Annotated in this window: 10 protein-coding genes; 3 read left to right on the top strand and 7 right to left on the bottom strand. The window is 71.9% G+C overall.

Features of this window, described 5'->3' with window-relative positions:
* Positions 1-10: 10 nt before the first annotated feature.
* Both fdxH and fdnG read right to left on the bottom strand, forming a co-directional pair.
* Entirely contained in the window at positions 11-952 is a 942-nt protein-coding gene (fdxH, locus tag LRS07_RS13595; RefSeq protein WP_260498551.1) for a formate dehydrogenase subunit beta, read from the bottom strand.
* 3 nt (positions 953-955) lie between these two features.
* The gene (gene fdnG / locus LRS07_RS13590; RefSeq protein WP_260498550.1) at positions 956-4,027 is read right to left on the bottom strand and encodes a formate dehydrogenase-N subunit alpha; all 3,072 of its coding nucleotides are present in this window, start codon (positions 4,025-4,027) and stop codon (positions 956-958) included.
* A 286-nt stretch (positions 4,028-4,313) separates the two neighbouring features.
* On the opposite strand from fdnG, the gene LRS07_RS13585 reads away from it, so the two are divergent.
* Complete coding sequence (locus LRS07_RS13585; protein WP_260498549.1) at positions 4,314-7,649, top strand: sigma 54-interacting transcriptional regulator; 3,336 nt, start codon at positions 4,314-4,316, stop codon at positions 7,647-7,649.
* A 4-nt stretch (positions 7,650-7,653) separates the two neighbouring features.
* Here the strand turns inward: LRS07_RS13585 and LRS07_RS13580 are convergent, their stop codons facing one another.
* From LRS07_RS13580 to LRS07_RS13570, 3 genes are all read right to left on the bottom strand, one after another.
* The gene (locus LRS07_RS13580; protein ID WP_260498548.1) at positions 7,654-7,998 is read right to left on the bottom strand and encodes a hypothetical protein; all 345 of its coding nucleotides are present in this window, start codon (positions 7,996-7,998) and stop codon (positions 7,654-7,656) included.
* A 91-nt stretch (positions 7,999-8,089) separates the two neighbouring features.
* Positions 8,090-9,190: an iron-sulfur cluster carrier protein ApbC gene (gene apbC / locus LRS07_RS13575; RefSeq protein WP_260498547.1), complete on the bottom strand. Its 1,101-nt coding sequence runs from the start codon at positions 9,188-9,190 to the stop codon at positions 8,090-8,092.
* Between the two features lie 36 nt (positions 9,191-9,226).
* Positions 9,227-10,027 carry a hypothetical protein gene (locus tag LRS07_RS13570; RefSeq protein WP_260498546.1) on the bottom strand — a complete coding sequence of 267 codons (801 nt, stop codon included), beginning with the start codon at positions 10,025-10,027 and terminating at the stop codon, positions 9,227-9,229.
* 131 nt (positions 10,028-10,158) lie between these two features.
* Between LRS07_RS13570 and LRS07_RS13565 the strand changes: the two genes are divergently transcribed.
* Complete coding sequence (locus LRS07_RS13565; RefSeq protein ID WP_260498545.1) at positions 10,159-11,439, top strand: glycerophosphodiester phosphodiesterase family protein; 1,281 nt, start codon at positions 10,159-10,161, stop codon at positions 11,437-11,439.
* 127 nt (positions 11,440-11,566) lie between these two features.
* Entirely contained in the window at positions 11,567-12,124 is a 558-nt protein-coding gene (locus LRS07_RS13560; protein ID WP_260498544.1) for a hypothetical protein, read from the top strand.
* Positions 12,125-12,219: 95 nt separating this feature from the next.
* On the opposite strand, the gene LRS07_RS13555 is transcribed toward LRS07_RS13560, so the two are convergent.
* Both LRS07_RS13555 and LRS07_RS13550 read right to left on the bottom strand, forming a co-directional pair.
* The gene (locus LRS07_RS13555) at positions 12,220-14,175 is read right to left on the bottom strand and encodes a hybrid sensor histidine kinase/response regulator (protein WP_260498543.1); all 1,956 of its coding nucleotides are present in this window, start codon (positions 14,173-14,175) and stop codon (positions 12,220-12,222) included.
* Entirely contained in the window at positions 14,168-14,626 is a 459-nt protein-coding gene (locus LRS07_RS13550) for a response regulator (RefSeq protein ID WP_260502114.1), read from the bottom strand. The genes LRS07_RS13555 and LRS07_RS13550 overlap by 8 nt, the downstream gene beginning before the upstream one ends.
* Positions 14,627-14,631: the final 5 nt, after the last annotated feature.

The raw sequence follows: 14,631 nt of genomic DNA, 5'->3' as shown, positions 1-14,631 counted from the left end.
TCGCTCTCCTTCAGGCCGGCGTGCGGGGCGAATGGCCGGTGCCGTCGATCACCTCGTCGGCCTTGGCATCGGCCGGTCGCGGCGCGTCGTCGTTGTCGTCCTTCGCTTCCACCGGACCGACCTTCATGTAATGGAAGAAGCCAGCCACCGCGGCGCCGACCATGGCCGCCACCGCCAGCGGCTTGGCCACGCCCTTCCACAGCGAGACCATCGGGCTGATGGTCGGGTTCTCCGGCAGGCCGTGGTACAGGCCCGGCTTGTCGGCGTGCTGCAGCACGTAGACCACGTGCGTGCCGCCGACACCGGCCGGGTCGTAGACGCCGGCCTTGTCGAAGCCGCGCTCCTTCAGGTCGGTCACCCGCTCGGCGCCGTAGTCCAGCATGTCCTCCTTGCTGCCGAAGCGGATGGCGCCGGTGGGGCAGGCCTTGACGCAGGCCGGCTCCAGGCCGACGCCGACGCGGTCGGAGCACAGCGAGCACTTGTAGGCCTTGCTGTCCTCCTTCGACAGCCGCGGCACGTCGAACGGGCAGCCGATGACGCAGTTGCCGCAGCCGACGCAGTTCTCGCTGATGAAGTCGACGATGCCGTTGGTGTACTTGACGATGGCGCCCGGGGCCGGGCAGCTCTTCAGGCAGCCCGGGTCCTCGCAGTGCATGCAGCCGTCCTTGCGGATCAGCCACTGCAGCCGGTTCTCCTCGGTTTCCACCTCGGAGAAGCGCATCACCGTCCACGACTGAGGCGTCAGGTCGCGCGGGTTGTCGTAGGTGCCCACGGTGTCGCCGACGTCGTCGCGCAGGTCGTTCCACTCCATGCACGCCACCTGGCAGGCCTTGCAGCCGATGCAGGAGGAGACGTCGATGAGTTTGGCGACCTCGACGTTCTTGCGCGCCTGCGGCGTCGGCGTGGTGGTCGCGGAGCGCAGCGCGATGTCGAGGGATTGCAGGGAGGACATCGCTTACGCCCTTTCGATGTTCACGGTGAAGCTCTTGTACTCGGGCGTCTGCGTGTTGGCGTCCCCGACGAACGGCGTCAGCGTGTTGACCAGGTAGCCCGGCTTGGCCACCCCGACGAAGCCCCAGTGGTTGGGCAGGCCGACGGTGTGCACCTTCTGCCCGTCGACCTGCAGGGTGCGCAGGCGCTTGGTCACCACGGCCTTGGCCTTGATGAAGCCGCGCTTGCTCGACACCTTGACCGTGTCGCCGTTGGCGATGCCCTTCTCCTTGGCCAGCTCCTCGCCGATCTCGACGAACTGCTCCGGCTGGATGATGGCGCTGGTCTTGACGTTCTTCGTCCAGTAGTGGAAGTGCTCGGTCAGCCGGTAGCTGGTGGCGACGTACGGGAAGTCCTTCGGCAGGCCCATGCGCTCCAGGTCGCCCTTGAACACCCGCGCCGCAGGGTTGGCCCGCGCCTTGGGGTTGTTCGGGTGCATCGGGTTGTTCGCCAGCGGCGACTCGAAGGGCTCGTAGTGCTCCGGCAGCGGGCCCTCGGCCATGCCGGTGGGCGCGAACATGCGGGCCACGCCCTCGGCCGTCATGATGAACGGCTGCACCCGGTCGGCGTCGGCCGGGTTGGCGTCGGGCCGGATGTCCGGCACGTCGGCGCCGGCCCAGCGCTGGCCGTTCCAGCGCACCAGCGTGCGCTTGGCGATCCACGGCTTGCCGGTGGGGTCGGTGGAGGCGGCGTTGTAGAGGATGCGCCGGTTCGCCGGCCAGGCCCAGGCCCAGTTCAGCGTCTGGCCGATGCCCCAGGGGTCGGCGTTGTCGCGCCGGGCCATCTGGTTGCCGGCCTGCGTCCAGGCGCCGGTGTAGATCCAGCAGCCGGCCGACGTGCTGCCGTCGTCGCGCAGCAGGCCGAAGCCGGGCAGTTGCTCGCCGGCACGGGCCAGCACCTTGGTCGCGTCCTTCGGGTCGACGAGGTCGGTGATGGCGCGGCCGTTGTACTCCATCGCCAGCTCCTCGGGAGAGGGGCTGGTCGGCTTCCGGTAGGGCCAGGTCAGGTTGACGATGGGGTCGGGGAAGGCGCCGCCGTCCTTGGCGTAGGCCGCGCGCAGCCGGGTGAACAGCTCGGCGATGATCTCCGGGTCGGGCTTGGCCTCGCCGGGCGGCTCGGCGCCCTTCCAGTGCCACTGCAGCCAGCGGCCGGAGTTGGTCAGCGAGCCGTCCTCCTCCGCGAAGCAGGTCGACGGCAGGCGGAACACCGTGGTCTGGATGTCCTCGGGCTTGACGTCGTGGTGCTCGCCGAAGTTGCGCCAGAACTCGCTGGTCTCGGTGACCAGCGGGTCGATGGTGACCAGGAACTTGAGCTTCGACAGCCCGTCGACCACCTTCTTCTTGTCCGGGAAGGAACCCACCGGGTTGAAGCCCTGGCAGATGTAGCCGTTGAGCTGCCCCTGGTTCATCATCTCGAAGGCCTGCAGCACGTCGTAGACCTTGTCGATCTTCGGCAGGTAGTGGAAGGCCCACTGGTTCTCCGCCGTCGCCGCGTTGCCCCACCACGCCTTCTGCAGGCTGACGAAGAACTTCGGGTAGTTCTGCCAGAAGCTCATCTGGTTGGGACGCAGGGGCTTCAGCGCGCGCGGCTTGTAGTAGGTCTCCAGGTCCTGCTCGGTCTCGCGGGCCAGCGACAGGTAGCCGGGCAGCGAGTTCGACAGCAGGCCCAGGTCCGTCAGGCCCTGGATGTTGGAGTGGCCGCGCAGCGCGTTCATGCCGCCGCCCGGCACGCCGATGTTGCCCAGCAGCAGCTGCACGATGGCCGCCGTGCGGATCATCTCGGAGCCCTGGCTGTGCTGCGTCCAGCCCAGGGCGTACATGATGGTCATCGTGCGGTCGGGCGTGCTGGTGCTGGCGATGGCCTCGCACACCTTGATGAACTGGTCCTGCGGCGTGCCGGTGATGCGGCTGACCAGCTCCGGCGTGTAGCGGCTGAAGTGCCGCTTCATGACCTGCATGACGCAGCGCTCGTGCTGCAGCGTCGGGTCGACCTTGGCGTAGCCCTGCTCGTCCAGCTCGTAGCCCCAGCTCTTGTTGTCGTAGTTGCGGCGGCCCTCGTTGTAGCCGCTGAACAACCCGTCCTGGAAGCCGTAGGCCTCGCCGACGATGAAGCTGGCGTTGGTGTAGTGCTTGACGTACTCGTGCTGGATCTTGTCGTTGGACAGCAGGTAGTGGATGACGCCGCCGAGGAAGGCGATGTCCGAGCCGGCGCGGATGGGCGCGTAGTAGTCGGCCATCGCGGCCGAGCGGGTGAAGCGCGGGTCGACCACCACCAGGCGCGCCTTGTTGTGGTTGCGCGCCTCGATCACCCACTTGAAACCGCAGGGGTGGGCCTCGGCGGCATTGCCGCCCATGATGAGCACCAGGTCAGCGTTCTTGATGTCCACCCAGTGGTTGGTCATCGCGCCGCGGCCGAACGTCGGGGCCAGACTGGCCACCGTCGGGCCGTGTCAAACACGGGCCTGGTTGTCGAATACGAGCATCCCCAGGCTGCGCATCGCCTTGTGGGTGATGTAGCCCGATTCGTTGGAGGAGGCGGACGCGCACAGCATGCCGGTGCTGGTCCAGCGGTTGACCACCTTGCCGTCGGCCGTGGTGGCCTGGAAGTTGGCGTCGCGGTCGGCCTTCATCAGCGCGGTGATGCGGGTGAGCGCGTCGTTCCAGGACACCCGCTTCCATTCCTTGCTGCCGGGCTCGCGCACCTCGGGGTACTTCAGCCGGTTGGGGCTGTGGACGAAGTCGAGCAGGCCGGCGCCCTTGGGGCACAGCGTGCCGCGGTTGACGGGGTGGTCGGGGTCGCCCTCGATGTGGATGATCTCCGACGTGACGTTCTTGGACTTGTCGCCCAGGCTGTACATCACGACGCCGCACCCGACCGAGCAGTACGGGCAGGTGTTGCGGGTTTCGGTGGTCCGGGCGAGCTTGAAGTGGCGGGTTTCCGCCAGCGCCTGCGTGGGCGAGAAGCCCAACGCGACCAGGCTGGAGCCGACCAGCCCCGCGCCGCTCACCCGGAAGAAATGCCTCCGGTTCATGTCCATGGGATGTGCTCTCCTCGACGAGATGACCCGGTTGTGCCTGGATCCCGCGCGCAAGGGCATCAGGGCTTTTTCTTAGGAGGGCGTCGACCGGGCGGCGGGCGGCGGGAAAGACACGTGCCAGCCGTCGCCCCTTGCGGAGTCCACCCCGGTGGCCGGGCGGGCCGCGAGCGGCCGGCGCCAACTTGTCGCGGGGCCGTTGCGACAAGTTGTCGTAAGGGGAACTGCGTACGCATGGCCCGCTGTGGCGGTCGGCCGACAGTGGACGCATCCGGTAGCCTCTGACCACATGGACACCGGCAGCCGCACCCACGCCACCGCCTGGGCTCACCGCCAGGTCCTGGTCGTCGACGACGAGCAGGGCATGCGCAACTTCCTCGACAAGACCATCGCCCTGCGCGGCGCCGAGGTGGCCAGCGCGGAGAGCGCGGAAGCCGCCGAGCCCCTGCTGCGCTCGCGCCGTTTCGACGTGCTGGTGCTCGACATCTCGCTGCCCGGCAAGAGCGGCCTGCAGCTGCTGCGCGAGCTGCGGGAGCAGGGCTTCCCCGGCGAGGTCATCCTCATCACCGCCTTCGCCGACCTGGAGACCGCCATCGAGGCGCTGCGTGCGGGGGCGTCGGACTTCATCCTCAAGCCCTTCCGCATCCCGCAGATCGTCAACGCGCTGACGCAGAGCTTCGAACGCTCGCGGCTGACGCGCGAGAACTGGGTGCTCAAGCGCCAGGTCGGCGCGCCGGCGCTGGACGCGCTGGTCGGCGGCTCGGCCCTGATGCGGCAGCTGCGCGAAGCGCTGCAGCGGGCGGCGGCGGTGAACAGCACGGTGCTGCTGACCGGCGAATCCGGCACCGGCAAGGAGCTGGCCGCGTTGACGCTGCACCGCGCCAGCGGCCGCGCCAGGGGGCCGTTCGTGCCGGTGAACTGCGCCACCGTGTCGCCGGAGCTGATCGAGAGCGAGCTGTTCGGCCACGCCCGCGGCGCCTTCACCGGCGCCACCAAGGCACGCGACGGGCTCTTCTACTACGCCCAGGGCGGCACGCTCTTCCTCGACCAGGTGTCCGAGCTGCCGCCGGCCGCGCAGGCCGCGCTGCTGCGCGTGCTGGAGGACCGGCGCATCCGGCCGGTGGGCAGCGAGCAGGAGATCGCGGTGGACGTGCGCATCGTCGCCGCCACCCACCGGCCGCTGGCGGCCGAGGTGGCCGCCGGCCGCTTCCGCGACGACCTGTACTACCGGCTGCAGGTGCTGGAGGTGGCGCTGCCGCCGCTGCGCCAGCACAAGGAGGACATCCCCGCGCTGCTGGCCCACTTCATCGCGCTGCTGGCGCCGGCGCTGGGCGTGCCGCCGATCGACGTCAGCGACGCCGAGCTGGACTACCTGCGCCAGTACCGCTGGCCGGGCAACGTGCGCGAGCTGCGCAACCTGGTCGAACGCTCGCTCATCCTCGGCTCGCTCAACGTCTCGGCGCTGTACCCCGGCGCGGCGACCCCCGAGCCGGACGACGCGGCGCCGGTCGACCTGGCCGGCCTGGAGAAGCGCCACATCCTGCAGGTGCTCGACTCGGTGCGCGGCGACAAGACCCGCGCCCGCGCAGCTGCTCGGCATCTCGCGGCGCACGCTGGAGCGGCGCTGCGCCGAATGGCAGGCGTGACGCGGTGGTGGCGCCCCTGGCCGGCGCGCGCCAGCGTGTCCGTCCGCCACAAGCTGCTGGCCCTGGTCCTGCTGCCGCTGCTGGTGGTGCTGCCGCTGCTCGGCGTGCTGCTGCTGCTGTGGGGCAACGCGGCGGTCGACCGGCTGCTGATCGACAAGGTGCGTTCCGACCTCGCGGTGGCGCAGGGCTACTTCGACCGCGTGCTGTCCGAGGTGGGCTCGGGCACGCAGGCGGTGGCCGGCTCGCACCGGCTGGTGGCCTCGCTGGCGGAGCCGTCCGCGGTGCAGCGGCTGCTGCGGGAGGGGCGCCAGCGTTATGGCCTGGACTTCCTCAACCTGCTGACGCCCGAGGCCCGGCTGTGGGTCGGCGACGACGGGCTGGCGTTGTCGCCGGCCGACGAGCCGATGCCGCAGCTGGCCGCTGACGCCACCGGCACGCAGGCCTCGGTGGCGCTGCTCAGCGTGGGCCAGCTTCGCCGCATCGCGCCGCAGCTGGCGCCGCGGGCGATCCAGGTGCTGACGACGCCCAACGCCGCCCCCGGTGGCCCGCAGGTCGAGGACCGCGCGCTGGTGCTGATCGCCCGCGCGCCGGTGCAGGCGGCCGACGGCCGCCTGCTCGGGCACCTGCAGGGCGGTGTGCTGCTCAACCGCAACCTCGGGCTGGTCGACCACCTGAACGAGATCGTCTACCCGCCCGGCTCGTTGCCCTTCGGCAGCCAGGGCACGGCCACGCTGTTCCTCGACGACGTGCGCATCGCCACCAACGTGCGCCTCTTCGGCTCCGACGACCGGGCCATCGGCACGCGGGTGTCGGCCGCGGTGCGCGAGGCGGTGCTCGACCGCGGGCAGACCTGGCTGGGCCGCGCCTTCGTCGTCGACGACTGGTACGTCAGCGGCTACCTGCCGCTGGCCGACCGGGAGCAGCGCCGCGTCGGCATGCTCTACGTCGGCTACCTGGAGCGGCCGTTCACGGCGGTCAAGCTGGCCATGCTGGCCGCCATCGGCGTCATCTTCTTCACCGTGATGATCGCCGCCGCCTGGTTCAGCCTGCGCTGGGCGCGCGACATCTTCCGCCCGCTGGAACGCATGGCGCAGACCATGGCGCAGGTCGAAGGCGGCGCCGCGGACGCCCGGGTGGGCCGCGTCGAGACCGACGACGAGATCGGCCGCCTGGCCCGCCACTTCGACCACCTGCTCGACACGCTGGACGAGCAGCGCCGGGCGCTGGAGCGATCGCGCGACGAGCTCGACCGCAAGGTGATCGAGCGCACCGCCGAGCTGCAGACCGCGCAGCAGCAGCTGGTGCGCAGCGAGAAGCTGGCCGCCATCGGCCAGCTCACCGCCAGCATCGCGCACGAGGTGAACAACCCGATCGCGGTGATCCAGGGCAACCTCGACCTCGCGCGCGAACTGCTCGGGCCCGCCGGCGAGCCGGTGCGGGCGGAGCTGGCGCTGGCCGATGCGCAGATCGAGCGCATGCGCCTCATCGTGACGCGGCTGCTGCAGTTCGCCCGGCCGACCGACTACGCGGGATACGTCGACGCGGTAGACGTGGAGCAGGCGCTGGACGACAGCCTGGTGCTGGTGGGCCACCTGCTCGGTCGCAGCCGCATCGCGCTGGCGCGCCGCCGCGGCGCGACGCGCCCGGCCGGCGTCAACCGACAGGAACTGCAGCAGGTGCTGGTCAACCTGCTGGTCAACGCGGTGCAGGCCATGCCGGAGGGCGGCCGGCTGCTGCTGGCCAGCCGCGACGCGGCCGACGGCCGGCTGGCGCTGGACATCGCCGACAGCGGGCCGGGCCTGGCGCCCGAGGTCGCGCGCAGCCTGTTCCAGCCCTTCGTCACGACGAAGAAGGACGGCACCGGCCTCGGCCTGTGGATCAGCCGCAGCCTGCTGGAGCGCTACGGCGGCGACATCACCGCCGCGCCGGGCGATGCCGGCGGCGCGGTGTTCACCGTCTGGCTGCCCGCGGCGGCCTGAGGCGTCAGCGCGAAGCGGCGGTCCCGGGCGCCGTGGCGCCGTCGCCGGCGGTCGGCGCCGGGGTGCTGCCGCCGCTCGAGCCGCCACCGCCGCCGGTGCCCGCGCCGCCGGTCATGCCGCCGATCGCGGTCGAGCCGTTGGCCGGGCCGGTCGACGCCGATGGGCTCGATTCGCCGGCGCGGTTGTCCGAATTCACCGTCGTGCCGGTGCCGGCGGTCGGGCTCTGGTTGGACAGGCCGCCGGTGTTGCCGGCCCCCACCTCGGCGTTGCTGCCGGTGTCGCTGCGCTGGCAGCCGGCCAGTCCGAGGGAAGCGGTCGCCGCGGCGGCGAGGAGCAAGGCCTTGATCATGATCGGTGCGCGTGGCTGACGCGGTGAGAGTCGATGAGCCCCGCCCGGGCAGCCACCGTGCCCGCACGCCGCGCCCCGTGCGCGGGCCGCCTCAGGTGGTCTTGGAGACGGTGATGGTCGGGAACTTGGCGCTGTAGTCCTTCGCCTTCTCGGCGATGCCGGCGGCCACCTTCTGCGCCAGGCCCAGGTACAACCCGGCGATCTCGCCCTCGGGTTCGGCCACCACCGGCGGCCGGCCGGCGTCCGACTGCTCGCGGATCGAGCGCGCCAGCGGCAGCCCGGCCAGGTAGGGCACGCCGTACTCGGCCGCCATGCGCCGGCCGCCCTCGGCGCCGAAGATGTGCTCGGCGTGGCCGCAGTTCGAGCACACGTGCACCGCCATGTTCTCGACGATGCCGAGGATGGGCACGTCCACCTTCTCGAACATCTTCAGGCCCTTGCGGGCGTCCAGCAGCGCGATGTCCTGCGGTGTGGTGACGATCACCGCGCCGGTCAGCGGCACCTTCTGGCTCAGCGTCAGCGCGATGTCGCCGGTGCCCGGCGGCATGTCGACGATCAGGTAGTCCAGGTCGCCCCAGCGGGTCTGCCGCAGCAGCTGGTCCAGCGCCTGCGTGGCCATCGGGCCGCGCCAGATCATGGCCTGGTCGGGCTCGACCAGGAAGCCGATGGACATCACCTTCAGGCCGTGGCCGATCAGCGGCGCCATGGTCTGGCCGTCCGTGCTCTCGGGCCGGCCGCTGGCGCCCAGCATCATCGGCTGGCTGGGGCCGTAGATGTCGGCGTCGAGCACGCCCACGCTGGCGCCTTCGGCCTGCAGCGCCAGCGCCAGGTTGGCGGCGGTGGTGCTCTTGCCCACGCCGCCCTTGCCCGAGGCCACGGCGATGATGTTCTTCACGCCGGGCAGCAGCTGCACGCCGCGCTGCACGGCATGCGCCACCACCCGGGTCGTGATGGCGACGCTGACGTTGGCCACGCCCGGCACGCTGCGGGCGGCGGCCACCAGCGCCGAGCGCAGCGCCGCATGGCGGCTGCGCGCCGGGTAGCCCAGCTCCAGCTCGAAGGCGACATCGCCGTCGGGGCCGATGGTCAGCTGCTTGATGCGCCTGGCCGTCACGAAGTCGGCGCCGCCCTGGGGGTCGGGCACGGTGGACAGCGCCTGGAGCAGCTGGGATTCGGGGATGGCAGCGGGCATGCGGTGGGCGAGGCGGACGTCGAAGGGGCAGGCAGTCTAGCCGGCAGGCATTGCCCGCATCCCGCGCAGCACCAGCGGGTCGGCCGTGACGGCGAGCCGCGGCGCGGCGCCGGCCAGGCCTTCCACCCGCACCGACAGCCGACCCTCGACCGACGCGGCCGTGAGCCGCTGGCCGCCGCGCTCGAGCACCAGGTCGTGCCCTTGCAGCGCGGGCAGCTCGAGGCTCAGCGCGTGGCCGGCCTGCGCCGCGCGCAGCAGCAGCCGGTTGCGGCCGCGATCGGCGCCGTCGAGCCGCAGCGACGCACCGGGCCCCGCCAGCGCGCCGTCGCCCAGTTGCAGCTCGCCCTCCAGCCGGGTGCGCTGCAGCGCCTGCCACGACGGCCCCGCCGCGCGCACCAACGGTCCGCCCCGCGGCTGCAGCACGCCGGCGACGAACGCCGGCAGGTCGATGCCGCCGCGGTCGCGCACCCGCGGGCCGAGCAGCCCGCCGCCGCGCTGCTCGAACGCCACGCCGGGCGGCAGCGCCGAGCCGAACAGCGCCAGGTACTGACGGCCCGCCGGCGTGTCGACGTAGACGCCGAGGTGGCTGGCGCCCATCACCGAATCGGGCCCGATGTGGGAGACGGTCACCTGGCCGAAGTCCAGCCGCCCGCCGTGCACCGGCAGTTCCACCTCGGCGTCGAGCACCCAGGCGGCGTCGGTGACGAAGGCGCGCAGCCGGCCGTGCAGGCCGCGCAGCGCGTCCAGCACCCAGGCGCCGTCGGTTGTCGGCACGGGGAGGGCGGACAGCGCCGCCTCGAACCGCACGCCGCCGAGCCGGACCTGGTCGATCTCCATGGCCGCGCGGCGGCAAGCCCCGAGCCCAGCCGGTGGCCGAGACGTCACCCTGCTGTCACCGTCGGCGCCTAGCGAGCGCCCGCCGCCACCCACTTCCGGCGGTGCTTTACAGAACTTCGAAAAGGACGACCATGCAACGCCGCCACCTGGCCCTTCTGCCCGCGCTCCTGCCCACCCTCCTGCCGGTTGCCCTGGCCCTGATGACCTCCGCACCCCCCGCCATCGCCGCCACCGGGTGGACCACGCTGTCCGGCCAGGCGCCGGTCGTCATCGGCCACCGCGGCGCTTCCGGCTACCGGCCTGAGCACACGCTGGCCGCGTACGAGCTGGCCATCCAGCAGGGCGCGCACTACATCGAGCCCGACCTGGTGATGACCCGCGACGGCGTGCTGGTGGCGCGGCACGAGCCGATGCTGGCCCGGGTCAACCTCAACCCCGACGGCACCGTCAAGCTCGTCAACGGGCAGCCGGAGCTCAACCGCACCGACACCAGCACCAACGTCTGGCAGCTGCCGCAGTACGCCGACCGGCTGAAGGTGAAGACGCTGGACGGCGTGACGATCGGCGGCTGGTGGGTGGAGGACTTCACCGCCGCCGAGCTGCGCGCCGACGTGCGCGCGCAGGAGCGGCTGCGCGACCTGCGCACCGCCAACAACGCCTACAACGACCGGTTCGTCATCCCGACGCTGCAGGAGGTGATCGCGCTGGCGCAGGCCAAGTCGGCCGAGCTGGGCCGCACCATCGGCGTCTATCCCGAGACCAAGCACCCGACCTACTTCGCCGCCCACGCACGGGCCCACGGCCTGACCTCGATGGAGGACACGCTGGTGGACGTGCTGCACGCCAGCTACGGCAACGCCGCGGACGCGCCGGTCTACATCCAGTCCTTCGAGGTGGGCAACCTGCAGGCGCTCGACGGCAAGACGCAGATCCGCCTGGTGCAGCTGCTCAACGGCAGCGGCCAGCCCTACGACTTCACGCTCCAGGGCGACGGCCGCAGCTACGCCGACCTGGCCGGCGCACAAGGCCTGGCCTTCATCGACGGTTATGCCGACGGCGTGGGCGCCAACACCAACCTGATGATCCCGCTGGTCAACGGCCGGCTGGGCACGCCGACCTCGCTGGTGGCCAACGCGCACCAGCTCGGCCTGGAGGTGCACGGCTGGACCTTCCGCGCGGAGAACAGCTTCCTGCCCGACGAGTTCGATTCGGCGGGCGGGCCCGGGGCGATCGGCGATTTGCAGGGGCAGGTCCACGCCTTCCTCGCGCTGGGCATGGACGGCTTCTTCACCGACCACCCGGACCTCGGCGTGGCCGCGGTGGCGGCCATCCCGGAGCCCGGCACCTGGGCGCTCATGCTCGGCGGGCTGGGCGCGTTGGGCTGGCACGCGCGGCGCCGGTCGTCGCGCTGACGCCGCACCCCGAAGCGCGGCAGTGACGAATGCACGCGCCGCGCGAGAAGCACCCTGTTTCCAGCCTGTGGGGGAATGACAACGAGCGGAGCCCGGCTAAAGAATGCTGTCATGCGGCCGCGTCACCATGGCCGCCATGCAGCCGGAGTTCGCCATGCCGCAGACCTTCACCGTCGGAGCCCGCTCGTTGTTCGTCACCGTGACGGCGTGGATCGCCATCGTGCTGTCCGGCGTGGCCGCCAGCCTGGCGGTGCTGCAGGCGGCGTCGGTGGCGTCGCTGATGCCGTCGCTGCAGGCGCAGGCGCTGCCGCCGCTGACCAGCCTGCTCGCCACCTACTCGCCCTGGCTGCTGGCCGCCGGCATCGTGCTGGCGCTGGCCACCATGGCCTGTGCCATCGGCCTGCTGCTGCGGCTGGAATGGGCGCGGCGCGCCTTCATCGGCGTGCTGCTGCTGACCCTGGTCGCGCACGTGGCCGGCCTGTGGCTGCAGCACGAGCTGCTGCAGGCGCTGATCGATTCCACGCTGCGCCGCACCGCGTTGCCCGGGGCGGTGGCCGAGGTGGTCGGCGGCTTCGTCACCGCCACCCGGGCCTTCGCCGCCGCGCTGGTGCTCGCCGCCTGCGCCCTGCTGGGCTGGGTCATCCGGCGCCTGATGTCGCCGGCGGTGCGCCAGGAATTCGCCTGAACTGAAGCCCCCGGCCGTCCGGCGGCCGCCCCTCGCGCGGCTGGCGCGCTAGGGGGCAGCCCCCGTGGCCGCCCGAGGCGGCCTGGCCCGGTGGATCACGTGCGGCGTTGCGACAGCAGCCGCTGCACCAGCAGGTGCACGGCCTGCGGGTCCACCGGCTTGACCAGGTGGCCGGCGAAGCCGGCCTCGGACGAGAGCCGCACGTCCTGGGCGGTGCCGTAGCCGCTGAGCGCGATCACCGGGCAGCGGTCGCCGAGTTCCCGGCCGAGGTCGAGGCCGCTGCCGTCCGGCAGGCCGAGGTCGCTGACCACCGCGTCGAAGTGCCGCTCGCGCGCCAGCGCCAGCGCCTCGGCCCGCGTGGTGGCGTGGGTGGTGTCGTAGCCCAGGTCCTCCAGCCACAGCCGCAGCGCCTCCGCCGCGTCCAGGTTGTCCTCCACCAGCAGCAGCCGGCAGCGCTGGCCGGTGCGGCCGTCGTCGGCCGGTGGGCCGGAGGGTGAGGGCGCCTGCGGGTCGGCGAGCACCGGCAGGCGCAGCGTGAACGTGGCGCCCCGGTGCCGGCCGTCGCTGCGCGCCTCCAGCCGACCCCCGTGTTCGACCACCAGCCCGCGCGCGATGGCCAGGCCCAGCCCCAGGCCGCCGTAGCGCTGCGACACCTCCGGCTCGGCCTGCTCGAAGGCGGTGAAGATGCGCGGCAGCGCGTCCGGCTCGATGCCGATGCCCTCGTCGGCGCAGTGCAGCAGCACCTCGTTGCCGTCGTTCTCGCTGGCCAGCCGCACACGGCCGCCCGGCGCGCTGAACTTCACCGCGTTGCGCACCACGTTCCACAGCACCTGCTGCAGCCGCGCCTCGTCGCCTTCGACCATGGCGCGACCGGCGGCGAGGTCGAACTCGATCTTCAGCTGCTGTTCCTGGATGCGCTCGGCCAGCATCTCCACCACCGCGTGCAGCAGCTCGTGCAGGTTGACCGGCGCCTTGCGCAGGCGGATCTTGCCGGCGGCGATGGAGGTCAGGTCGAGCAGGTCGTCGATCAGCCGCGCCTCCAGCGCCACGTTGCGCTGGATCATCGGCAGCAGGCTGCGGTGCGCCGCCGGCACGTCGGCCGAGCGTTCGAGCAGCCGGGCCGCGGTGGCGATCGGCGTCAGCGGGGTGCGCAACTCGTGCGACAGCATGGCCAGGAAGCGGTCCTTGGCGCGGTTGGCGCGCTCGGCCTCTTCCTTCGCCTGGCGCAGCGCGGCGGCCGCCTGCTGGGCCGCGGTGCTGTCGCGCACCACCTTGCAGTAGCCGTTGAGCGGGCCGTCGTCGGCGTACAGCGGCGTGACGGCGCCCTCGGCGTACAGGCGGCTGCCGTCGGCGCGCTGCATCCAGCGGTCGTCCGAGGCCAGCCCCTGCTCGCGGGCGACGCGCAGTTCCTCCTGCAGCGCGCCGCGCGCGCGGTCCTCGGGCAGGAACAGCAGCTCGGCGCTGCGGCCGATCACGGCCTCGGGCGGATGGGCGAAGATCTCGCTGGCCGCCCGGTTCCAGCTGCGGATGCAGCCTTCGCGGTCGAGCAAGATGACGGCATAACCGCGCAGGGAGTCCACCACCCGGCCGAAGGTCGCGTCGGCCTCGCGCAGCTGGCTCTCGGCTCGCTCGCGGGCGCTGCGGTCGGCCACCTCGCCCAGCGCGCGGTCGATCACCACCGGCAGCCGCGACAGCCGCCCCTTGCTGACGTAGTCGGTGGCCCCCCGCTTGAGCATCTCCACCGCGTTGTCCTCGCCGATGACGCCGGACACGAAGATGAACGGCGTGCGCGGCGCCACCATCTGCGCGATCTGCAGCGCCTGCGCGCCCGAGAAGCCGGGCAACTCGTAGTCGGACAGCAGCACGTCCCAGCCGCCCTGGGCCAGGGCGGCGACGAAGCCGTCCTCGTCCTGCACCCGCGTCATCTCCGCCGCGGGGTAGTGGGCCTTGAGGTGTTCGCCGAGCAGTTCCGCGTCGAAGCGCGAGTCTTCCAGCAGCAGGACCTTCAGGGGCAGCGATCGCCAAGCCAGGGCACCGGTGCCCTCACGCATGGCGTCGACCCGCCTTCAGCGACCCCGGGGGCGGCTCGTTCAGCACCGCCCAGAACACGCCGAGGTCCGCGATGGCGGCGACGAATTCCTTGAACTCGACCGGTTTGACGACGTAGGCGTTGACGCCCAGCTCGTAGCTGCGCAGCACGTCCGACTCCTCGTGAGAGGAGGTCAGCATCACCACCGGCATGCTGCGCAGCGTGTCGGTGGCGCGCACGGTCTTCAGCACCTCCAGGCCGTTGACCTTGGGCAGCTTCAGGTCGAGCAGCACCACCGCCGGGTTGCCTTCGGGGCGGCTGGCGTAGTCGCCCTCGCGCTTCAGGTAGTCCAGCGCCGCCGCGCCGTCGCGCACGACGATCACGTCGTTGGCCAGCTGGCTGCGCTCCAGCGCGACCAGCGTCAGTTCCAGGTCGCGCTTGTCGTCCTCGACGAGCAATATCGGCTTGAGCATCCCCA

This window comes from Aquabacterium sp. J223, from assembly GCF_024666615.1.
In the GTDB taxonomy this organism is placed as follows: Bacteria; Pseudomonadota; Gammaproteobacteria; order Burkholderiales; family Burkholderiaceae_C; genus J223.
The sequence above is the reverse complement of the archived record's forward strand: the minus strand, read 5'-3'. Positions and strand labels throughout refer to the sequence as shown.